Origin of the sequence: Fundicoccus sp. Sow4_F4 (assembly GCF_052116145.1) — a bacterium.
Taxonomy (GTDB): Bacteria; Bacillota; Bacilli; order Lactobacillales; family Aerococcaceae; genus Fundicoccus.
On record NZ_JBQKLQ010000011.1, the window covers coordinates 1 to 21,665 of the forward strand.

Genomic DNA, 21,665 nt, shown 5'->3' on the forward strand with positions numbered 1-21,665 from the left:
ATCTCTTGTCACGCGTTTTCAGTGCTTGCAAAAGACGTGGCGGAAGATGACACGACGACTTATAGAGAGTTATGATTAACTCCCATAATAATAGCAACCTCCAGCTAATTAAGTCTATAAACTAGCGATAGAATCAATTAGCTGGAGAGTTTACCTCACGATCAAATCAGCACATCCTAGTAAGCCTTACCATGTCTAGAACCTCAAAAAAAGACGCCATACTTTTCAGTCGGCGCCTTGAATATATTGGTTAATCATTTCCACGACGTTTACGATAAGCTACTATAAGTGAAGCCACTCCCGCTAAAAGCGCTAAGCTTCCTAAGCCATAAATCAAGAGATTACTTGTTTCTCCTGTGTTTGGCAACTGTGGCTGATTAGTTAATTTACGGTAAACATAGGTGACTGTATTTTTCGTTTCATCTTTGTCAACGATGCCTTTTTCCTGACCAACAATTGAATCTAACGTGTAACCTTCAATCGCTACACGAGTTGAGCCATAAGTTGTGCCTATTTCACGGGCATTTATTTGTGAAGGTAATAGAAGATTACCTTCTGTGTCAACGAAATGCACGATGACACGGGCATGTGTCGCTACAGGCGCCTCAGTCTCAGTAACAGTAATTGGCACAGCGACTGTGTCCATTGATCCATCAGCGTATGTAATCATCACATTCGCAAAACTAGCCGCTGCAACGGTATCAAAGATGGTATCATCTTCCCAAGTATACTGGGCATCATTGGGTAATTCGTCGATATTTTCAATCGCATGTTTCGCCATCGGTACAATGCCTTTTTTGGTCGTTATCAGTGCCACCGGACGCGGTGTGTATAGTGACGCATCAGATTCTGGTGTTAACTCGTCCACAATTGTCACAACCACTGCTAACTCGTCGATTGATTTGTCAGGATAAGTCACTAAGACAAATGTTTCCACCGCTTCACCCAACTGCTTAAAGATACTGTCATCTTGCCAAGTAAATTGAGTATTCGTAGGTAACTCGTCAAGGTTAGCAATCGCATCAATCGCTAACGGTACAATACCGAGTTCAGTCGTAATTGCTTGAGTTGTCGGTGTATAACGTTCTGCTTCTGTTTCTTCTTCTGCCGGTTCTCTAACGCTCACCAAGACTGGCAACATATCACTTGAACCATCGCCGTAAGTGACAATCACATTCTCGTAAACTTCCGTTTTCACTTCGCTAAAGACGATCTCATCTTGCCAAGTCACGACAGCATCTGTCGGTAAATTTTCAAGATTAACAAGCGCATCGCCCGGCACGGGGACAACAGCTAAGTCTGTGATTAGATGGTCAATTGCAACGGGTGTGTATAAATCTGCTTCTGTTTCTTCTTCCTCCGCCTCAACTGTCACTAACAAAGACATCTCATCATAAGAGGTATCTGGGTAAATAATCTTGAGTGTTGCCGTTAGATGCTCTCCTGCTGTATCAAAGACAGATGGGTCTGCCCATTCATAGACGGTGCCTGCTGGCAACACCACAAGATTTATAATATATTGGGAAGCTTCTGGTACCTCACCTGCCGCTGTGACTATTAACTCGGTCGTTGCGATTGGTTCGTTTAAAGCCGCATCATTCAATTCTTCAACCACTTTAATATCTACTTCAAGCAATTCTTCGGTTGCATCCTCATAAGTCACCACAACCGTTGCCACCTCTAAATCCGCTACTGTATTGAAAACGGACGCGTCTTGCCATTCGAAAGTCGCTGGATAATCCCCCGCGTCTTTAATGGCTGTATTGGCTTCTGGCACTACATTCACTTGAGCGATTAATAGTTCTACTACTTCGGGTTCAAAGGTTTCTGCATGTGTCTCTTGTGCAACAACTGTCACATTACCTAGCACTAACACCACTGACAAGAAAACAGTTAATAGTTTCTGCATCACTGCTTTCATTTTGAAGACCTCCTTTATTTAAAGAACTCGATTCTTTCTCACCCTTATTATACCATTTCTTGAAAACGCATACACAGAACTTTTGATGAATAAAACTAGAAGAATGTATGACCATAACAAAATAGCTCCCCGCAGTGAGTTGCGAAGAGCTATTTGGACTGGCTTTTAATGGTTTGCGAATGCTTCGTTTAGGCGGTACCAATACGTTGGCATGCCCGCGTAGCTTGTATAACCTTCGATAGGAGTCGTCGAAATGCCATTATCACTGTAGTTCGCATGGATAATACTACTGTTGTTGAGGGCAAGACCCGTATGGCCGCCTGCACCTAGTGAACTACCTTTGTAACCTGCGACAAATAAATCGCCTGCTTGAACTTCGTCACGGCTAATTGGCGTCAACAGACTGCCTTCAAGCGCGTAAAGAGATTCAGTTGTCCCTGGCCAAGTACCATCGTCAAGGTAACCACCGGCCATCAAGGCGTAGAAAACGGCACTTGAGCAGTCGTAACTATCTGGCCCCATACGGTTCGTCATTGAGTAAGTCACTTGACCTTCTCTTTCCTGGAACCAGTCAATCACTGCTTGCTTATTAGCTGAATCGACCGCTTCAGTACCATTTGCTTCTTTATCCTTAGTGTCTTGCGGTGTGTCTGGCGACTGGTTACCGCTAGCGTTTGGATTTGACACGATAATTTGATCGCGTGGATGAATCACAGAGCTTGTAGATAAGTTATTCCACTCAGACAGTTGGCTAAGCGAGACGCCATACTGACGGGCAATCGCGTATAAATAGTCACCTCGTCCAACGGTATGTGTTTGTTGCGCTGCTTGTGTTGGCGTGTCAGACGGTATACTAGTATCAGTTTCCTTTGGCGCCTGGTCGCCAGCGTTTGATGTTGCGTTTGGATTCGACACTATTAAGTGTTGATTCGAATGGATTAAATTACCTGACAAGTTGTTCCACTCTCTTAAGTCGTCGAGTGAGACATTATGCCGTTGAGCAATTGACCACAAGGTGTCTCCACGTGAAATCGTGTAAGACGTTGTTTGTGGAGTATTTGCTGGCGTATTGTCTCCTTCAGCTTGTGGTTGATTGGGTGACGTGTTCGCGGCGAGCTTGTTAGAAGTCGTGTCGCTAGTTACTTGATTCCCTACATTCTGTTGACGTTTCTCATCACTCGTGCTTGTCGCATTATTTGGATTTGAAACAATTAAAGAGGCGTTAGCAATAATCATGTCACTCGACAGGTTATTCCAGTCTTTTAGTTGTGTAACTGTCACTTGATGACGGCGTGCCAATGACCACAAGGTATCGCCACGGTTAATTGTATAACTTGGTTTGTCATTAGTAGCGCTCGTCGTAGCCAGCGTTTGAAGTCTATCGGATGCTTGAGTCGTCACTTTTTGGCTAGACGTCGTACTGGTTGGATTGGGATTGCTTGATTCTTGTTTAGGCAAGGTCGTCACTGAATTTTCTGTTGAGTCAGATGACACAGACTGTGTTGGTTCGCTTTCGGCTGGTAATGACTTAGGCTCACTTTCTTCAGTTGCTTGAGATTGCTCTTGCGGATAAATATCTGATGAATCTTCAGTTTCTGACGAGCTTTCAGTGTTTATCGGGTTTTCTATGTTAGTTGGCTCTTCTATGTTAGTTGGCTCTTGCGCAACTTCTTCCGGATAAGTGTCTTCTTCTGATTCTATTTCTACGTTAGAAGGATCTTCTTCAGTTGCGTTATCCTCTTCCTCTGTGATTTCATCTGCAAACAGTTCCCCTGTCGTTTCTTCTTCAGTCAAATTAGCTTCAGGCAATTCAATCGTTTCAGCTTCTTCATTTATAACAAGGTCTTCTTCTAGATCTGTTTCACTGTTTTCACTCGGAAGTTCTGATGTTTCAACTTCTTCAGATGACTCCGTTTCATCTAATTCGTCAGCATCTTCTGCTTCTACTTCGTCAATAACAACAGGTTCTTTTACTTCTGGTGTAGCCACTGACTCTTCAACTTCAAACTCAACAATTGCTGTGTCGATTTCTGTATTTTCGATTGACTCTGCAATCGGTGTTTCCGCTTCATGTTCTTCTCCTGAGTCGTCGTAGGACTCTTCAGTCATTACAGTTTCAGGTGTGGTTTCAATAACTTCTGCTTCTACTGCTACTTCTGCTTCTGCTTCTGCTTCTACTGCTACTGCTACTGGCTCTGAAACTATTTCGATTTCGTCTAATACTACTGACTCTTCGCTAGGCGTTTCAACTAGTAAATCGACAGCTGAATCTGCTTCAATTTCAGTGAATGGTTCGTCTCCAACGGGAGCAGTTTCTTCGATTTCCACAACTTCTTCCACGACATTTGCAGAACCTGTGGCAGCAGATTCATCATTAACAACTTCTTTAATAATTTCTTCAGTGACAACTGCTTCAACTACAGTGGCTTCAGTTGGTTCAACCACTTCGGCTACTTCCGCGATTGTTTCTTCTATAAGAGAAGTCACTTCTTCTGACGCAGGCTCTGTATAAACCTCCGCCTCAACGACTTCCTCGCTTAGCGCTGATTGTTCGACAGTCCAACCTTCTTCAGGGATATATGCAACGTCTTCTTGTGCCGCAGCAATCGTTTGAGACGACGCTCCCACCATCATTGACGCAATCAAGGATGTCGATATCGTGATCCACTGTCCCTTGCGTTTATGCATCTTTTTCCTTTCCATTCCGCACACTCCTTTTGGCTGAATTAATACTGAATCCATCCTAACAAATGATTGTTTTAATTTGACGACTTCTAATTACAACGCGCTTACAAGCATGTCGCAAGCCAGTATCACAACATATTTGCATCTAGTTACATTCTATAAAGCACGTCCTATCAACCTTTTCAAACAGATAGAAACTAACTATCTGCTTCGCCTTAAAAAAAACTTATTTTCTATTTTACATAAACAAGTAAATTGTCTATTCAATAAATCAACAAACATAACCATCAGCTAGCCTTATCGTTAGTAATTGATGACAATGGCTTCTATATTACAATCCCATTTCGACACAATAGCGCTCAAAGCCACTAAACCGAAAGATAAATATGGTGAGCTTGGATACTTGCTAATATAAGTAGATATATTGGTGGTTAAAGAACATTGAACGTAAGAAAACACCTCCCCCTGTCGACTACTCTAAAACTAGCCAGAGTGAAAGCCAAGACGTACTCATCCCACTCTATCCGACTGTCTCCACTGCTACTATACTTATTTGCTTGGCTTGGCTTGGCTTGGCTTAGCTTCTTATCCACTTGTGCTGAACGGCTATCCTTTGCTGAGGAAGGGCTCGTCCAATATTCGGCTTCATCCAAGCTTCCAATCAGAACAAGCTTTCGGTCCTAACTTATTCTCGCTACTGTTCCCGCTCTTACTCATTCCCTCCATAAAAATCAGCGGTGTCCTTCACAAGCGTTCAGGATAATTTAAAAAGAACCGAATCTTTTTTTATCCTGCCGCCAAACGCAGTGAACACATCGCCTCTTTTGGATTTTTTTAATAGAGAAAACCCCTTAGCTAGATGCTTCTCAACTTCTTATCCAACAAAAAAAAGCCCCTCAGAGATCATTCCCCAAGGAGCCCATTTACTGTTATTCTCTTAATCAGCTGACCTAGCTAAATCACAGCCGGCCAAGAAGCCACTCTGTCGCTTACTCGTTATCTAGATCGAATAAAGGCGTTGTGATTGTCTCAACATAACGCGCCGCATGCTTAGCTGCATAAAGACCATAAGTATCCTTCTCAAAAGCGTCTGCCGCAATAATTTGCTCCATTGCCGTCTCCACCGTTTCGCGGTCTAAATTCTCGCGAGGATTGTTCAAACGTAAGGTACGACTTTTACCTTCAGCCGACTTAAATTCCATTTGTAATATTTTGTCCATTTAATTAACCTCCAACTTTCGCGTAATTCGTGCGTTCAACAACCACGATATCTCCCGTAGGATAGGCCGATATATTACTAATCGCCTCATGAATCATAGCCAATGTCTCCTCATTAACCCCCGCTTTTAAATTTGCGAATGACTGTTTCAACACCTTATCCGACCCGTCATTGAACTGAATCTCCAACGACGCTTTTTCAAATTGTCCTTGCATTGTGTAACCCCCTTTGTTTTTGTAAGCAGCTTACACACATATAAACGCAAAGAAAAGTAAATGTGTCCCCACATTCCCTCAATAAGGCAAATAAATTATCAACGTCAACACAATCTGGTAAACTACAAGTTCAATAAAAAAACGAGGTGTCATCATGCAAAACAAAACGCAAAACTATACAATCGACAAATTTAAATTCATTGCGGCAATCGCTGTCGTCTTAATACACGTCACAGCTTTTTTAGAAACTGAAGACCTAGCCACTTTTGCCAATTATTACTGGTACCGCCACTTACTCAATTTCGCAGTCCCATTCTTTTTCGCAACCACCGGCTACTTAATCGCTCAACAAACAGAAACAGTCCGTTACGTCAGAAACCAACTGACTAAAACACTGGTGATGTACAGCGTCTTCACCTTATTCTACATCGTGATCGACGGACTCATCTTTATTCCAGCCAGCCTAACCCTAGACAATACACTCGCACAAGCGCTTGGTCAGTATCTGAATACACTCACATTGACCAAATTCTTAAACGGCCAAATTGGTCACTATCATCTCTGGTACTTGTGGGCCTTGTTCCTTGCCAGCTTAATACTCTATCATTTACTAAAACGCGGCTTCAACGCCACACAAATACTCATGGCGGCCAGCGTTTTATACCTAGTCGCTCTCTACATCATTTCTAAAAATGCGCACGCAGACTTACTTGCCAACGGCGGCTTCCCTAAAGCACTTATCAGTCTAAGTGCGGGCTATTATATCAGCCAACGCAACATTACACTCAAAAGCGGCCTCGTCATCAGCAGCCTACTGATGTTAGCCTACCAAAGACTCAGCCTATCCGACATCCAATGTTTCGCCGGAGAAACCCTACTAATCCTAGCCATCGCCGCCTTGATGACATACATCAACCAAACACCCGGACGTCAAACACCACTCGCCAAACTTGCTAGCTACTCAATGGAAATCTATCTCTTCCACCCGATCTTACTGACAATATATTCATACACAACCAACGTCCAACCACAACTCGAAATCGAACACATCGGACTTAGAATCACACTACTCACGACCGTCACAATCGCCGCATCCGTCACACTCTACCCCAGCTTCAAACGCTACTACATCGACCCCACTGAAAAACACCTCGATCCAATCCTAGATACGCTCATCACAACACTCACACAGGAAAAATAAGCAACCAACCATGCGAGCATAAGAGACCCGACGGTCTCTTCCACCTGCCCAAAAGTCGCTCCCATGCCTAACGGACTCCAATGAAAGCACCCATTACATCCCTTCTAACCTCCTCTTTACCATAAAAAAATTGTTTATAAAACAACAAGAAGCACTAGCTATGTAAACGCTTTTATGTTATTCTATTCTCATAAATAAATAATTCACAAGTGTGTTTATCCATATAAAGCGAGCATGGTTTTGGAAGGAGACCGATGAATGGACAAATCCTTAAAGTATTATCATACCGGATTAGATAAAAAAATTGATTGCCGTTTGGCATCTCTGATATTATCACCGGACGCCCCACATTACGACGATCTACTTTTACAGTTAATTAAAAGCTCACATTTTCTCCCCAAGAAAGTGAGTGAGTCTTTTAGTCCACTTTATATTATTGATATCAGTTGCAAACATCCCATGCTTAGAAGTTTGACGATTGATTACCACGGAGATACTTGGGTTTCTTGTCAAACATCCGATTGGGTTGCCGAAGCCGTCTTTAGCCACCTTGGCTTTAAATACCGCTTCTGGTCAGAATTTTTACGTACCATCAACAAGAGTCCACGTACCACCTATCCATACGTGAACGGCAATATTATCTATCTCAGGTTTTGCCAAGCTAAACAATCCAATTGGCTGAATGTATCTAAATGCACTCACATCGACACCCCCACCTTATCCACCAATGACTCAGCACCCAAACAGGATTTCTTTCACTTTACCTTTAATTTCAGTGATGACTCCATGCGCAAATGTATGATATCACTCAAGCAACCAACCACCAAACTCATCAAGCAATTGGAATATGCTAATCATCTCTGCTGTCAGTGGGTCTATTATTTTACGACCTCACTGCCACAGTTACATTTGAATTTCCATGTGAATTTTGACAGTTTCCAAAACCGACAAGTATTTCCCAATAGCCAATTTACCAATTCTAGTCTTTACCTTATCAGTCCGCGACAGATTAAAGATTTCATAGCTTACAGCTGCGTTTGTGAACATTTGAACAAATCGCCCGGTCACTCTCAATCCAAAGAGCTCAACGAACTTTATACCCAGAAAGGCATCGACTCCCTCACACTCCGTAATGCCCTAGCCAATTATGGTCAATAAAAAAACACCTAGCTAAAAAATTGGCTAGGTGTTTTTATTTACAGTCTTTGCTCGTTCAACCAAGCAAAAATAGTTTCAAATTCTTCAACACCATCGGTGTCATCTATTACCTTATAAGAACCACCTAAAGTATCGTTTGATGGCTCATAACGGTTATCTTGTCGAATTTTGGTAGGGTTTTGAACCCCACGCACTTGGTTATTAAATAAATAAATCCATGATAAGTGACCATTGTACTTCTCATCCACTTCATCCAAACCAACCACCGTTTCAAAATATGAAAACCAGACATTTTGCGCTCCTTGCTTCAGGATACGACGATAAGTTGGTTCAACCGTCAAGAATGGTACCACTGTGCGATCGTTTGCGGCGTGGACAAACCAAATCGCTTCGTCAGCCAACTGACGAATTCGATCTTCAGTCAGACACAATGCTTCGCTAGCCTTGTAACGAATGTTACCGAAGCTGTCAGTTGTTGTTTCATAAGAGCCATTTTTATCGCGTTCAAAACCATAAAATGAATAAGCCTCACACACTGGATAAGCTGCCGCAAAAGTTTGCGGGTATTCCAACAACATATTGACCGTCATATAGCCGCCATTCGAACACCCACCTAAATAAATACGGTGACTATCGATGTTGTCATTACTGTCGACATAGTGGCGAATCGTATCCATCAAAATTTCTGTATAACGTGATTTCCCAGCGCCAGGTCCTGTTCGATCCTCGCCCTCATCCATCCAAAATGTCGGTGTCTGTACAACTAGAACATGCGCACCTGAGCGCAGTCCATTCTGAAATTGGTCCTGAATTTCTGGTTTTGCTAAAGCCGTTGTCTCGTTACCTAATAAGGCAATTTCAACATCCGTCCCACCTTCACCAGCGCCATGAAGCCAGACAATTAAAGGAAGTAAGTCGACCGGTTTCAAATTCTCGGGTTCATAGGCGGCGTAAGTCAAGCGTTGTTGCTCAAGTTGCTTAGTCGTTGGGTTAATATATTCACCACTGAAGGAATTGCGAATCTTAAATAAATCTGTATCTGGCGAAACGCGATTTTCAATGGCATTCACCCGAATTTCACCCTTGAGCGACTGATAATTATTAGCCGCCGTAAAAATTAAATCCGTAATACTGACGATATAAGTCGGAGCCCAGTTAAAAAAGCCTGTTTCTGTATCTAACTGAAACGGCAGGGCTTTATTGCCTGGCGCTTTGGTCAGATACTGCGTTGAAAGTTCTAGAGTAACATAGCGACTATCCTGATCTGCTCCAAGTTTTTGTCCCTTTGAATCTGAAGGATAAGCTGCTAGAATTGTTCGCTCCACATCGTTCGTTTTAACGAGTGCTTGTTCATAATCTACAGCCAAAACAAGTTGTGTCGTATTTAAAATTAAACGTGACACCGCCGGTCCCCATTCATATCCATTTATATAAAGTGTTACACCTTGGATAATACTCTCATTTGCAACGATTGTACCTCCACCTCCATCTGTTCTATACCCACTAGTATAATGAAAATCTGAGTAAATGTCATATATATAAGCCCTCTTTTATGGGATTGTTAATCGCCAAAAGGTCTAGACTCATTATTTTTTTGAGGAGACTCTTTTTTAAACAAGCTAACTTGTAAAAAGGCATCTGCAGTTTTGCGTCCTATTCTGCCTAGGAAATGGTCCGGTGATTTCAATAGGCGACTTTTAAGGGCTTAATTTTGGACTAATTCGATCGGTAAGCCGTCGGGATCTTTGAAAAAAGTGTAGAAAGCGCCTGTTAATTCATCCTGGCGAATGGCCTCTACGTCCACGCCGCGAGCTGATAGCTCAGCAACGGTGGCTTCAATATCGTTTACTGTAAAGGCTAGATGTCGCAGGCCAAGTGCCTCCGGACCATCCAAGCGAGTAGGTGCATTGGGAAAGGAAAAGAGTTCGATAAGGTAATCTCCGTTTAAAGCTAAGTCAATTTTCCAAGAATCTCGAGCCTCGCGGTAAGTTTCAGCAATGATTTCAAAGCCTAGTACTTGCGTATAAAAGTGTTTGGATACCGTGATATCCGACGCAATGATTGCGATATGATGAATCTTTTCAAACATCAACTAGATCTCTCCTAACCGCGTGCTAATTTCTTACGAATATAACTTGATGTAAACTCTACAATTAAAATTAACACAATCAGGCCAAGAAGTAAGGCACCTACTTCACTCCAACGATAAGAACTCATCGCGAAAATTAAAGGCGCACCGATACCACCGGCACCTACTAAACCTAAGGTCGTTGCGTCTCGTAAGTTCATATCGAAACGGAAAATTAAGGTAGATAGTAGGCTAGACCATAATTGCGGCAAAATTCCAAAGCGAACTTTCTCAAAAGTAGTACAGCCCATCGCATCTAAAGCTTCTAGAATGGACGTATCAATATCATCAATTGTTTCACTAAATAATTTAGTTAACATGCCAATTGAAGTTACTGATAAAGTCATTAAACCTGCGAAGGGTCCGGGTCCTGTTACACGGATGAACATCAAACCGTAGACGAATGCAGGAATCGTTCGAATCATAATCACGACTAAACGAGTGATTACAACGACTGGAAATGGCATCACCTTAGACGATGCTAGGAAACTCAACGGGAATGAGAAAACTGCCCCCACTAATGTTCCAAGAAAAGCAATCGCCATTGTTTCAAGCAACAAGTAGCCGACGGACTGTTTCGTGAAGTTAAATAATAATTCGGTTGACGGTGATAAAATCCCGCGGAAAATATTCCCGGCAATTTCAAGTCCGTTCTTTGTGATGTTTACACTTCCGACAGTTGTCGCTGACCACGATAATAAGCCAACTACTAATAATGTCCAAAGGATGCGTGACGTACGGTTCGTTTCTTTTCGTTCATACATTTCATTAATTTTATCAATCATTTACGCCACCCCCTAAGTCAGTTTCTTGCGCAGATAGCGGCTGATTGTTTCAATCACGGCTACTGCTACAAAGAGCGTCAAGAGAATCATACCTACTCGGTCATATTGACGCCAAGCGATATTCTCATTCAAGATAATACCTAAACCACCGGCACCAACATAACCTAGGATTGAGGCGTGGCGAACATTTCCTTCAAAAGTATATAAAGTAACTGATAGGAAACTCGGTAAAACTTGCGGTTGAATCGCACCCATGAAACTGTAAAGGCGGTTAGCACCCATTGATTCCATGGCCTCATAAGGCGACATGTCAACTGTTTCGATTTGCTCGTAAAGTTGCTTGCCGATGAATGAGAAGGTGAATAATGCGATGGCTAATGTTCCAGCAAATGTTCCTAAACCAAAAATATAAGTTAAAATTAAAGCTGACACTAACGTTGGTAGCGTTCGAATGACACTTAATAATAGCTTAACAACACCTGATAAGACTTTATTACGAGTTAGGTTGATAGAGGCCAACATTGCGGTTGGAATCGCTAATAAAGCGCCGATCACTGTTCCTAGAATGGACATTTTAATCGTGTCCATCAAGGGGCCAATCACTGAATCAAAGAATGTCCAGCGTGGTGGAATCATTGCGATTAAAATAGTGAAAAATTCGTGCCCACGTTTGGCTAGGGTTGAAAATTTGAAACCTGTTAATTCAACTGAATAGTAGACCGCGATCAATACCAAAAGAATAATGAATGGTGTGATCGAACGTTGCTTGTAAACTTGTTTACCATTTGGTAAAGTGATTTCTTTAGGTGGTAAGATGCGGTTACGCAGCGTTTTCTTTAATGGTTCCACTAAATTTCACCTACCATCTCTTCGATTGGATCTGGTTTTTGTCCTTTATAGATTTGGTCCAAGACGCTTTCTGTTACATCTTTAGATGGGCCATCGTAAACGATCTGACCGTCACGAATACCCACAATGCGGTCACAATAATCTAATGCTAATTCAACGTGGTGAATGTTGATTAGAATACTGATGTTGTCTGCTTGATTAATTTTTTTGAAGTCATTCATAACGACTGCTGCAGTGACAGGGTCTAATGATGCAACTGGCTCATCAGCTAAAATAATTGATGGGCTTTGGGCTAAGGTACGGGCTAAGGCTACACGTTGTTGTTGCCCACCTGATAGTTGGTCAACGCGTGTGTAAGCTTTGTCTAAAATGCCGACACGCTCAAGGGCAGCTAATGCTGTTAACTCTTCTTCTTTTGTAAAGTATCCTAAAAGAACTCGCCAGAATGGTAATTCTGGTACAAAAGCATTCAGTACGTTTCTTGCGACTTTCGCACGTGTTACCAAGTTGAAACCTTGGAAAATCATACCGACTTGACGACGAAACTGTCTTAGTGACTTTCCTTTCAATTGAGTGACATCAATGCCATTCACTTTTAAATCTCCTTCAGTCGTATCAATCATCTTGTTGATTGTACGGATTAAGGTTGATTTTCCAGCTCCTGACAAACCGATAATACCAACGAATTCGCCTTGCTCAATCGTCAAATCAATATTATTCAGTCCTAATACTCCGTTGTCATAGCGCTTGGAAACGCCTTTTAATTCAATCATGGACATCCTCTTTCTTCCTGTTTTTAGGCCAAGGCCAGACGGCTCCTTTTGCGGCTCCTTCTTCCAGAACCACTGGCTTACCATTCCTCATGCGACCAGTAAACATTCTACCATGACAAAGCGACAATTGCATTCAAAATATGAGAAAAAATCCGTCTTCGTCAAGCTTGGTGGAGTGCTTATTTTTATATGAAAAAGGGCATCTAACTTTTCAGTAGATGCCGCTTGTTTGGTATTTGTGTACGGGTGTGGAGTGTGGCTTTAGTTTGTACCTTCTAATAGGATTTTTTGTGCTTCACGTTCAGTATCGTAGTCTTCTGAAGTTGCTTCTTGGTAGCCTTCGTGGCTATAGATAGCGATGACTGCTTTACCTTCTTCTGTTTCAGCAATGTTTAAGAATGCTTGTTGGATCGCTTCTTTTAATTCGTCTGTCATAACTTCTGCATTTTTAGAAACAGAGACTGTATCGTTATAAATGTTTGGTGTAACACCGATAACATTTGTTTCTTCCCAGATGCTTGCTTCGCGTCCCATTTCTGTTTCCCATTGTTCTTCATAGTCACGGCGTAAGTCTGCAAAGCCAACCACTATGTCAACTTGTTCTGATGCTAGACGCGCGATTGATGATGCGTATGATTCAGATTGAACAGCTTGTGCTAAGTCTGAAACGCCTTTATCAAATTGTTCGTTCAACCAGATAGTTGGGTAGATGTAGCCAGATGATGATGAAGATGACATTACTGCCCAGTTTGCTGAGTTAAAGTCATCCCATGTTAATTCTTCGCCTGCATTAATTTTCGCTGCTAGTTCTTGGCCTTTTTCAGATGGTCCAGCAATCACAAGTGATTTATAGTAAGTCACTTGGTCTTCTGACGTTTCAGTTGCTTGGCCGTCGTTCCAGTCTGCTGGGTTTTCTGAGTCTTTTGCTAAACCAGCACGTGTTGATGTTAATAATACTTCAACATCGTCACTAAATAATACAAATGTTCCACCAGGGATTAAGCCGATTTCTGCTGTTCCAGCTGACATTGCTTCCCCTACTGCTTCGTAGCTTGTTCCTACCGTAATTTCAATTTCGCCAACATTGAAGCCTAATGTTGCTAATTCGTCGATTAACAATTGCTTCAACGGTTCAGTTGTAGTGATAATATCTTCAGGGTCACGTGATGGTACGAATGCCACTGTTAATTTATCAATTTCCTCTTGAGCTGAAACTTGAGCTGCTGGTGCAAGTACTCCTGCGGCTAACAATGCGATTAAACTAAAAACTGCTAAAAACTTTTTCAAATTTTTTCTCCTCCAAAATATCTTTCGATATAGTCTTGTTTACTGCAAGCACTATCATACCATCTGTTTGTAAATAAATTGTAAACTTTGAGTAAATTTCCTTATCCTTTGTAAAAGTTAAGTAAATTTTCTGTGAGTGAACCTTTTATCTTGGGTCAATGGTTGGACATTACTTCGACAACTTCGTCATTGTCTGTTGCAACAGTGTGTACAAAAAAACCGCGAACTTCCTATACTCCTAACGCCTCCTCACTCTTATACCTTCCACAAATACCAAGGCTTTTCGTCTTAATTCTAGCATGTTTCTTTTTAGATTGAAATAAAAAACTAGATTTAAAAGTAAATGATGAGTGAAGGTTTGTGTTTGTGGTGAATTGGTCAAGATCTCTCCCCCTTTCAAGGTCAGCCGGCCTCTCCTCATCAGAAATACATAGGGGAGTTCACCTTAGTTCGCGACGATTAAATTTAGAACCAGCGGCTTTAAATAGTCGTGACGAAATGCAATGAGTAACTCTTTATTTATTCTGAGTGTTACCGTTTGTGGATTAGAAATCGATTTTTGTTAGTGGTTAGATATTAGAGTATAGCTTATTGTGTTTGGTGACATGGACGGTTATTCTAGTCAACTATCTAAAAATATAAGAAAGACAGAATAACTTGATAAGTGGAATTTGACGAGTGATTTCTGCGGAGTGAATGATTTTGAATAGAAGCTTCCTATTACCGTGCCCTTTCAGAAATTGAGTGGACACGGTTTTTTCTCGAATGGGATCATTAAAACCTACTACGCGAGTCATTCGAGCTGAGGTCTTTCTTGAGTACGATAAATCTTTAGGAAAGTGTCAACCAAGACTAAAGCTGTGATGGTTCAGCTGGGATTGCCGCAAGAGACTTGTTCAGCATACTTGCCCCAAAGGTCGAACTATGCTGAGTTCGCCTGCCTGATTCTTTAATTTTAATTGTTAGTCCTAACCAAATAGGACCCTGCCAGTTTTGGGCGAGGTCCTGATTTATTGGTTGCTTATTTTATCTTATTGAGCATGTTGGAGAATAGGCCGATGAGCTTGCCATTGAATAAGGCACTGACAATTGAGCCGTAGCCGAAGGTTGCACCGAGTAAGATGCCTCCGATAATGAAGGATAAGTCCATTATGGTGCGGATTTTGGTGGCGGCGATGCCTGTGCGGCTTGTTAGAATCAGCATGGTGGCTTCGATGGTGCCTAGGCCAAGCATGGCGTTCATGTACAGTGCGATTCCGAATGAGAAGATGAGCGTGCCTAAAAGAACGACTAGTATGGTTGGTAATTCGCTTAATGCTTGCATTGGTTCCATCAGCATGTTGGAGAAGATGCCGGTAAAGATGCCGTTGATAAAGCTTCCGATGCCGATGTGACGGCGTTCAACGATAAATACGATGACCAAGACAACTGCGTTAAAGATACTAATCATGGTGCCGAGTGTGACTGGGATATGTTTGGTGACGCCGTCGAGGAAGGTGCTTAGTGGGTCCACTCCTTGTCCTGACAGGATAAATAGATTGACACCTATTGCCATCATCAATGTGCCTAAGATGACCACCAGTGTTTTTAGTGAGAATTGTTTCACTCTTTTCTTACCTTCTTTCAGATTCGTATGATTTTATGTTAGCTTGGCTTTGGGTTGTCTTTTTTTATTGGGCTACTTTGCCTCTCAACTCGATATTATAGCATAGGCATTAACAAATGGTTAGTAAAAATCCCGTTAGAATAGTTGGAATACGTTGAGTTTTGCTGGCTCTGGTTTGGGAGTTATTTCGAAAATGATGTTGTCATGCGGTGGCTTTTGCCAACTTTTATATTTTCTTAGCGAAGGACTGCGCAATGCCTAAAGATAAAGCTGATACTCACTGCCTTCTAAGCGAATATCAACAACAGCTTGTCTCCTTTATTTAACGCGTCGAGGCTCTCTTTCACTTTGAAACATCGTCGGCTTCTGGCTGGATGAGGGCTGCTTCTTGTAAATTTAAGAGCCACAACAGAACTTCTTTCTTCTCAAAACATCGCCCCTCCAACTATCTGCTCACCGATTCCCCATACAAACAAACGAGCGGTGGCTTCCCCTATTAGACAGGTTAGCGCCACCGCTCGTTTTCATTTAATTTTAACTAGCTAGACATTCTACGCTTTCAATAAGCCCATCACGCTTTGAAGTTGATAGACAGCACCGAGCATGCCGGCGTCGTTGGTTAACTTAGCTGGCTTGATCCCTGCAATCGTCTTACCCATTAAAAAGGCCACACTGTCATGACGTCGCTGAACCTTCTCAAAAGCAAGCGTCAACTCTTGAATAAACGTGTCGTTGGCACTGATGCCGCCACCGATGATGACGACTTCGGGATCAAAGAAACTCACCAAATTCAATAGACCAATCGAGATATTTTCATAGAAGCGGTCCAACACACCGCGGGCAATCGCATCGCCATTTGAGGCGCGCGCCATAATTTCACGAGCATCCATCGTCACTTCAACATCCGGCACTCCAGAAGAAAGTAAGGCTTCATTATAAGCAGTACAGATGCCACTAATCACTGTCGACGTAAAATTCAAAGAATGAGGCTCGATCCCGGCAGTAGGATCTTCTGGCAAACTTTGCGTGACCATATAGCCAAACTCACCGGCCATGCCATGAGCCCCGCTGTAAAGCTGATTGTTGATGACGATCCCGCCACCCATACCCGTGCCTAATACGACACAAATATAATTCGCCACACCAACTGCGTTCCCTAACCAATGCTCAGCAATCGCTACCGCATTACCATCATTAATCAAGTTAACCGGCAAATTGATGCGCGCTTCAAGCACTTCCTTCAAATTCACGCCATACATCGGCTTAATAGCCCCTGCTGTCAACATCAAACCGTTGGCCTTAATCGTACCAGGTGCGCTGATGCCTACACCCAAAATTTCCTTGCGCGTGTTGGCTTTATAAGCGTTGACGAGGCCTTCTAAGTCTGCCAATAAATCCTCTTGCGCATGACGAGTCGGCATAATGCCCTTCGACACAATCCTTCCATCTGCTGCCACCAGGCCATACTTAATATTTGTGCCACCAATATCAATCCCAATAAACATTTGACTCCCTACTTTCCATTCACATTAAACACTTTTAATTTGACAAAATATTCCGATACACGCTGCGCGTCCTGTTCGATTAACAAAAGGTGCAACCAAATCGGTAAACTAAACAAGACGAGTAAAATCATCAGTCCAAGCAATTGGTATAGGTACCAAATTGCCAAGCCCATCATGATAGGTATCCAAAAAGTCTTATAGAAACTCCAAATTGTCAGGAAGAAACTGTACTGGAATATTTTGAAAACACTAGTTTTTGGATGGAGAACATGAGCAACATATAAATTCAGATTGTACGTTAAAACGAAAAAGATAAAGCAGAGGCTGATATAATACAGGAGCCGTGAAGCCCCCGTATCAGCCATGCGTAAAGACTGGATAAAAAGCGCACTCATCAAGTGGAAGAAAAGATAAGGCAAGGTCACCCATATTTCCTGGCGGTAAGTTTTGAAAAATGCCCGAACCATTTGGCGCTCATCATGATGTGTGACCGACACCAGTGCCGTGAACGAGGCACCTATTGTCACAATGGGCAAACAGCCGATAACGAACAATGCATTTAGAATAATTAAACGATATAAACGCATACTGAAGGCATACAGCTTACCATCTATTGAAAACATCTGACTTCCTCCTCCTTAACATACCTACTCGTTAGTGCTGACTTTTGTTACTCTCCAGATAATTTCTCTAAGTTTTCCGCAATTTTTGCGTTTTGGTACTCTAAAATTTGGCTGTAGCCATAGTTTTCACGACTTGCTAGGAAATCATCCCAAATTTGGCGACCTTCTTCGGCACTAGGTGCTTGAATATAGGCAGCGAGCGCTTGCACTCTGGCAATATTTAACTGAGTTAAATTACGTCCTTCAGAACCAGTGGTTGGGTTCATATCTTCAGTTTCAAAACGTGGTGCAACTTTATCAGCCGCCCATTCAACCATTTGACGAATCGATGTTGCCGGTTTTTGACCCATTTGTATCGCATAGTTATCATCTAAGACAAACCAGTAAGAACCTAAACCAACTTCTTTGTCAAAACGTGCAATATCTGAGTTTCTTAAAGCCTCTGTTTCTTCTGAATACTCTACTTGTCCATCGACTAAGTTATATGTTTCTCCCTCTACACCAAAAGTTGCCACCATTGTACCATATTCACTGGCTAAGTAGGTTAATAACTCCATCGCTTTTTGTGGCTCTTCTGTCGAGGTAGTGATAAAGGTATTCGTCCAACCACCGATGTTACCACCAGAAAACGTAGGTTTGTCGCCATTCGCGTTTTGAGGACCATCCACTGCAATATACATTTGTTCAGGGTTACGTGCATTGTTGTCAGACATGAACTCGTTCAAGCCTTTTGTATTTGTGTGTAAGTAGGCGAAGTAGCGACCTTGACCTAATTTTTCTTTCATAGTGTTATCATTGTCAGAAAATTGGTCATCGGTAATAAAGCCTTCACTGTAAGCTTGACGTAGTGTTTCTAACCAAGCGATGTAATCTTCGTCGCTATCACGGTCATTGACTTGTCCGTCGACAGTTGGTGGAATGTTTAAGAAGTCTTGTAAAATACCACCCCAAGCACCATCCCCACCGTTAGCAATATCAACAGCGGTTGAACCAAACGCCACTAAATCAGCACCATCATCAGATTGAGGCATGTGCGCTTTGGCATCACGTAATGCTTGCAAGAAACCTTCCGGAGTCGTCATATCTGGACTACCAATTGCTTCATAAATATCTTGACGCACGATGAAGACTTGGTCGCCAAAGATGTTGCCATATTCATAATCTTTTTCTGTTGTTGAAAAACTTGGGTAACCATAAATATTACCGTCTTCTTGTGTATACCATTGTAGGGTTTCAGGCTTAGCTGCTTCGGCCATAAAATAAGGATCATATTTGTCAGACAAGACGTTTAATGGTAGCGCAAATTTGTCAGCTTCTGAAGCCACGGATAAGTTTTTATCAAAGGTCATCAAATCAGGCAAGTCGCCACCCGCAAGCATCGTGTTTAAGTTTTCATCATTACCAGAAATAAATTCAACTTCAATATTCATGTCTTCTTTAATTTTAGCTGTGACTGTATCGACACCCCAACCTGGCTGTGCATACCAGTCAAAGTTAACATACCAAGTTAATTGAGCCGGTGTTTCCGTATCATTCTGCCAGCTAGGTACCGTTGGATCAACTTCAAAACGTGATTCTGGTAAGTCGTCCACCGACATGGCACTAACATTTGCTAATGTTCCTGTAATTGACGTTGCAAGTAAAGCGGCGGATAAGAAACCAACACTCATTTTATTCATCATCTGTTTAAATTTCATTGATAGATTCTCCTTAAAATTCATAGTAGTAAAAGCCGTGTCTAGCGAAAAACAAATAAAAATCGATGGAAAGGTTATTCTTTGACACCCCCCAAGGTCATGCCTTGTATGAAGTATTTCTGCAGGAACGGGTAAATGACAACAACAGGCACTGTCGTTACAACCATTGTAGCCAGTTGTAAAGATTGTGAAGTCGTATTGCGAACGACATTGGTACCAGTTGCAACAGCAGGCGAGAGATTTTCCGACACAATGCGGTATAGTAACATTTGCAAGGGATATAAATCACGATTGTCGACATAAATATTTGCCACCATATAATCATTCCACTGATACACCCCATGGAATAGAGCGATTGTCGCCATTACTGGCAAGGACAGCGGCAGTATTATTTTGATAAAGATGGTCATTGGGTTTGCGCCGTCCATCATGGCAGATTCTTCTAGAGAATACGGAATCCCTCTGAAGAAGTTCATCATAATTACCATGTCATAGAAAGAAAACAAGACAGGAATAATGTAGACCCAGAAATTATTTAATAAACCTAAATTCTTGAATAGTAAAAAGGTTGGAATCATCCCGCCATTAACAAACATTGCGATAATCCCCATTTGCATATAAAGCTTGCGCCCGATTAAATCCTTACGCGACATCCCGTAAGCCACCAAAGCGTTCAGCACCGTATGCAACACAACCCCAATGACCGTCTTCATCACTGAAATCACAAACGCCTTATAAATCGCTGGATCCTCAAACACCGTATAATAACTTTCGAGTGAAAAAGCTCTCGGCCAGAAATAAATGCCACCTTTAATCGCGTCAGTCGCATCATTAAAGGATAAAGCCACAATATTCCATAAAGGCAAGGCAATAATAGCCAAGAAGAAAATCATGAACACCACATTGATCACATTAAAGACCTTCTCATCTTTCGAAAAATTGTTTTTCATCATTGCCACCTCCTAGAATACTGATTCGTCACTAAGTTTCTTAGTGAACCAGTGGCTTAACACCACTAAAATAAGTGAGAAAACAGACACGAATAGACCAACCGCGGTCGCATAACTAAAGTCACCCATTTGAATCCCCATCTTGTACACATAGGAATTGATGACCTCACTCGCTTGATAGTTGACTGAATTTTGAAGCACTAACGTCTGATCCAAGTTAGAACCCAACAAGCCCCCCACATTCAAGACAAACGTCAATGCAATAATATGACGAATCGACGGAATCGTAATTTTGAAAATCTGCTGCAATTTGGTAGCGCCATCAATTTTAGCCGCTTCATACAGCGCCGGATTAATTCCCGTCATGGCCGCAATATACAAAATCGTATTCCAACCAATCTCTTTCCAAATATCTGAAATCACCGCAATCGCCCAATACTTATCAGGATCCGTCAGAAAACGAATCGGTTTCTCGATTAAACTCAAATCCATCAGAATATTATTAACCAAACCCGTCTCAGACAACCAAGTAATAAACATTCCACCCAAAATTACCCAAGACAAGAAATGCGGTAAATACGAAACCGTCTGAACTAACTTTTTCAAACGCTGATTCACCAACTCATTAATCATAACCGCCAACAAAATCGCAGCCGGAAAACCAATTAACATCTTGAAAAAACTAATCCCCACTGTATTACGCATCACATTCCAGAACATCTGATCAGATAAAAACTCCTCGAAATACATCCAACCAACCCAATCAGCCTCAGCAATCGTCCCCAAAACTGAATAATCCTTAAAAGCAATAATAATACCGTACATCGGAATAAAATTGAACACAATTAACAACAGAACACCCGGCCAAACCATCAACTGATACATACTCTGATTCTTCAAGCGACTCCAACGTTTCTGACGCTTCGCTTCACGCGCTTCACTTTGACTAGCCAACACGCACAACCTCCTTTTAAAAATCCTTTAGAAAAAATAAGTCCCCAATTAGCGGCAGACACCCACAGCCTCACTGCCCAAACACGCTCGCAACAGTCATCTCCTACGA

18 protein-coding genes are annotated in these 21,665 nt (G+C 42.0%); 2 read left to right on the top strand and 16 right to left on the bottom strand.

Going from position 1 to position 21,665, the window contains the following annotated elements:
* Positions 1-250 precede the first annotated feature (250 nt).
* The 4 genes from ACTQ5J_RS12625 to ACTQ5J_RS12640 all read right to left on the bottom strand — a co-directional run bounded on the left by ACTQ5J_RS12625 (position 251) and on the right by ACTQ5J_RS12640 (position 6,040).
* Positions 251-1,921 carry a Rib/alpha-like domain-containing protein gene (locus ACTQ5J_RS12625; RefSeq protein ID WP_441753481.1) on the bottom strand — a complete coding sequence of 557 codons (1,671 nt, stop codon included), beginning with the start codon at positions 1,919-1,921 and terminating at the stop codon, positions 251-253.
* A gap of 165 nt (positions 1,922-2,086) precedes the next feature.
* Positions 2,087-4,624 (bottom strand): peptidoglycan amidohydrolase family protein, encoded by a 2,538-nt coding sequence (locus ACTQ5J_RS12630; RefSeq protein WP_441753483.1) that lies wholly within the window; start codon positions 4,622-4,624, stop codon positions 2,087-2,089.
* Between the two features lie 971 nt (positions 4,625-5,595).
* Positions 5,596-5,826 (bottom strand): DUF2922 domain-containing protein, encoded by a 231-nt coding sequence (locus tag ACTQ5J_RS12635; RefSeq protein WP_441753484.1) that lies wholly within the window; start codon positions 5,824-5,826, stop codon positions 5,596-5,598.
* A 4-nt stretch (positions 5,827-5,830) separates the two neighbouring features.
* Positions 5,831-6,040 (bottom strand): DUF1659 domain-containing protein, encoded by a 210-nt coding sequence (locus ACTQ5J_RS12640; protein WP_441753486.1) that lies wholly within the window; start codon positions 6,038-6,040, stop codon positions 5,831-5,833.
* Between the two features lie 154 nt (positions 6,041-6,194).
* On the opposite strand from ACTQ5J_RS12640, the gene ACTQ5J_RS12645 reads away from it, so the two are divergent.
* Both ACTQ5J_RS12645 and ACTQ5J_RS12650 read left to right on the top strand, forming a co-directional pair.
* Positions 6,195-7,241, top strand: coding sequence for an acyltransferase family protein (locus tag ACTQ5J_RS12645; RefSeq protein WP_441753487.1), 1,047 nt, complete (start codon positions 6,195-6,197; stop codon positions 7,239-7,241).
* A 258-nt stretch (positions 7,242-7,499) separates the two neighbouring features.
* Entirely contained in the window at positions 7,500-8,399 is a 900-nt protein-coding gene (locus ACTQ5J_RS12650) for a hypothetical protein (protein ID WP_441753489.1), read from the top strand.
* A 38-nt stretch (positions 8,400-8,437) separates the two neighbouring features.
* Here the strand turns inward: ACTQ5J_RS12650 and ACTQ5J_RS12655 are convergent, their stop codons facing one another.
* The 12 genes from ACTQ5J_RS12655 to ACTQ5J_RS12710 all read right to left on the bottom strand — a co-directional run bounded on the left by ACTQ5J_RS12655 (position 8,438) and on the right by ACTQ5J_RS12710 (position 21,487).
* Complete coding sequence (locus tag ACTQ5J_RS12655) at positions 8,438-9,937, bottom strand: prolyl oligopeptidase family serine peptidase (protein ID WP_441753551.1); 1,500 nt, start codon at positions 9,935-9,937, stop codon at positions 8,438-8,440.
* Positions 9,938-10,104: 167 nt separating this feature from the next.
* On the bottom strand, positions 10,105-10,488 hold the full coding sequence (gene gloA2 / locus ACTQ5J_RS12660) for an SMU1112c/YaeR family gloxylase I-like metalloprotein (protein ID WP_441753491.1): 384 nt from the start codon (positions 10,486-10,488) through the stop codon (positions 10,105-10,107).
* 14 nt (positions 10,489-10,502) lie between these two features.
* Complete coding sequence (gene phnE, locus ACTQ5J_RS12665) at positions 10,503-11,312, bottom strand: phosphonate ABC transporter, permease protein PhnE (protein WP_441753492.1); 810 nt, start codon at positions 11,310-11,312, stop codon at positions 10,503-10,505.
* A 12-nt stretch (positions 11,313-11,324) separates the two neighbouring features.
* Positions 11,325-12,161 carry a phosphonate ABC transporter, permease protein PhnE gene (phnE, locus tag ACTQ5J_RS12670; RefSeq protein WP_441753494.1) on the bottom strand — a complete coding sequence of 279 codons (837 nt, stop codon included), beginning with the start codon at positions 12,159-12,161 and terminating at the stop codon, positions 11,325-11,327.
* The gene (gene phnC, locus ACTQ5J_RS12675) at positions 12,161-12,934 is read right to left on the bottom strand and encodes a phosphonate ABC transporter ATP-binding protein (protein WP_441753496.1); all 774 of its coding nucleotides are present in this window, start codon (positions 12,932-12,934) and stop codon (positions 12,161-12,163) included. The genes phnE (ACTQ5J_RS12670) and phnC overlap by 1 nt, the downstream gene beginning before the upstream one ends.
* A gap of 261 nt (positions 12,935-13,195) precedes the next feature.
* A complete protein-coding gene (locus ACTQ5J_RS12680; RefSeq protein ID WP_441753498.1) occupies positions 13,196-14,221 on the bottom strand; it encodes a phosphate/phosphite/phosphonate ABC transporter substrate-binding protein in 1,026 nt (341 codons plus the stop codon).
* Positions 14,222-15,242: 1,021 nt separating this feature from the next.
* Positions 15,243-15,827 carry a YczE/YyaS/YitT family protein gene (locus ACTQ5J_RS12685; protein WP_441753499.1) on the bottom strand — a complete coding sequence of 195 codons (585 nt, stop codon included), beginning with the start codon at positions 15,825-15,827 and terminating at the stop codon, positions 15,243-15,245.
* A gap of 551 nt (positions 15,828-16,378) precedes the next feature.
* Positions 16,379-17,332: an ROK family protein gene (locus ACTQ5J_RS12690; protein ID WP_441753501.1), complete on the bottom strand. Its 954-nt coding sequence runs from the start codon at positions 17,330-17,332 to the stop codon at positions 16,379-16,381.
* Between the two features lie 8 nt (positions 17,333-17,340).
* On the bottom strand, positions 17,341-17,955 hold the full coding sequence (locus ACTQ5J_RS12695; RefSeq protein ID WP_441753502.1) for a DUF624 domain-containing protein: 615 nt from the start codon (positions 17,953-17,955) through the stop codon (positions 17,341-17,343).
* Positions 17,956-18,002: 47 nt separating this feature from the next.
* Positions 18,003-19,652 carry an ABC transporter gene (locus ACTQ5J_RS12700; RefSeq protein ID WP_441753503.1) on the bottom strand — a complete coding sequence of 550 codons (1,650 nt, stop codon included), beginning with the start codon at positions 19,650-19,652 and terminating at the stop codon, positions 18,003-18,005.
* A 74-nt stretch (positions 19,653-19,726) separates the two neighbouring features.
* Positions 19,727-20,602: a carbohydrate ABC transporter permease gene (locus ACTQ5J_RS12705; protein WP_441753505.1), complete on the bottom strand. Its 876-nt coding sequence runs from the start codon at positions 20,600-20,602 to the stop codon at positions 19,727-19,729.
* A gap of 12 nt (positions 20,603-20,614) precedes the next feature.
* A complete protein-coding gene (locus tag ACTQ5J_RS12710) occupies positions 20,615-21,487 on the bottom strand; it encodes an ABC transporter permease (RefSeq protein WP_441753553.1) in 873 nt (290 codons plus the stop codon).
* Between the last annotated feature and the right edge of the window lie 178 nt (positions 21,488-21,665).

Bases quoted from the DNA above. Each gene is read 5' to 3' on its own strand.
- ACTQ5J_RS12625 (WP_441753481.1), bottom strand. From the start codon at position 1,921: ATGAAAGCAGTGATGCAGAAACTATTAACTGTTTTCTTGTCAGTGGTG.
- ACTQ5J_RS12630 (WP_441753483.1), bottom strand. From the start codon at position 4,624: ATGGAAAGGAAAAAGATGCATAAACGCAAGGGACAGTGGATCACGATA.
- ACTQ5J_RS12635 (WP_441753484.1), bottom strand. From the start codon at position 5,826: ATGGACAAAATATTACAAATGGAATTTAAGTCGGCTGAAGGTAAAAGT.
- ACTQ5J_RS12640 (WP_441753486.1), bottom strand. From the start codon at position 6,040: ATGCAAGGACAATTTGAAAAAGCGTCGTTGGAGATTCAGTTCAATGAC.
- ACTQ5J_RS12645 (WP_441753487.1), top strand. From the start codon at position 6,195: ATGCAAAACAAAACGCAAAACTATACAATCGACAAATTTAAATTCATT.
- ACTQ5J_RS12650 (WP_441753489.1), top strand. From the start codon at position 7,500: ATGGACAAATCCTTAAAGTATTATCATACCGGATTAGATAAAAAAATT.
- gloA2 (WP_441753491.1), bottom strand. From the start codon at position 10,488: ATGTTTGAAAAGATTCATCATATCGCAATCATTGCGTCGGATATCACG.
- phnE (WP_441753492.1), bottom strand. From the start codon at position 11,312: ATGATTGATAAAATTAATGAAATGTATGAACGAAAAGAAACGAACCGT.
- phnC (WP_441753496.1), bottom strand. From the start codon at position 12,934: ATGATTGAATTAAAAGGCGTTTCCAAGCGCTATGACAACGGAGTATTA.
- ACTQ5J_RS12690 (WP_441753501.1), bottom strand. From the start codon at position 17,332: ATGTTTATTGGGATTGATATTGGTGGCACAAATATTAAGTATGGCCTG.
- ACTQ5J_RS12695 (WP_441753502.1), bottom strand. From the start codon at position 17,955: ATGTTTTCAATAGATGGTAAGCTGTATGCCTTCAGTATGCGTTTATAT.
- ACTQ5J_RS12700 (WP_441753503.1), bottom strand. From the start codon at position 19,652: ATGAAATTTAAACAGATGATGAATAAAATGAGTGTTGGTTTCTTATCC.
- ACTQ5J_RS12705 (WP_441753505.1), bottom strand. From the start codon at position 20,602: ATGAAAAACAATTTTTCGAAAGATGAGAAGGTCTTTAATGTGATCAAT.
- ACTQ5J_RS12710 (WP_441753553.1), bottom strand. From the start codon at position 21,487: ATGTATCAGTTGATGGTTTGGCCGGGTGTTCTGTTGTTAATTGTGTTC.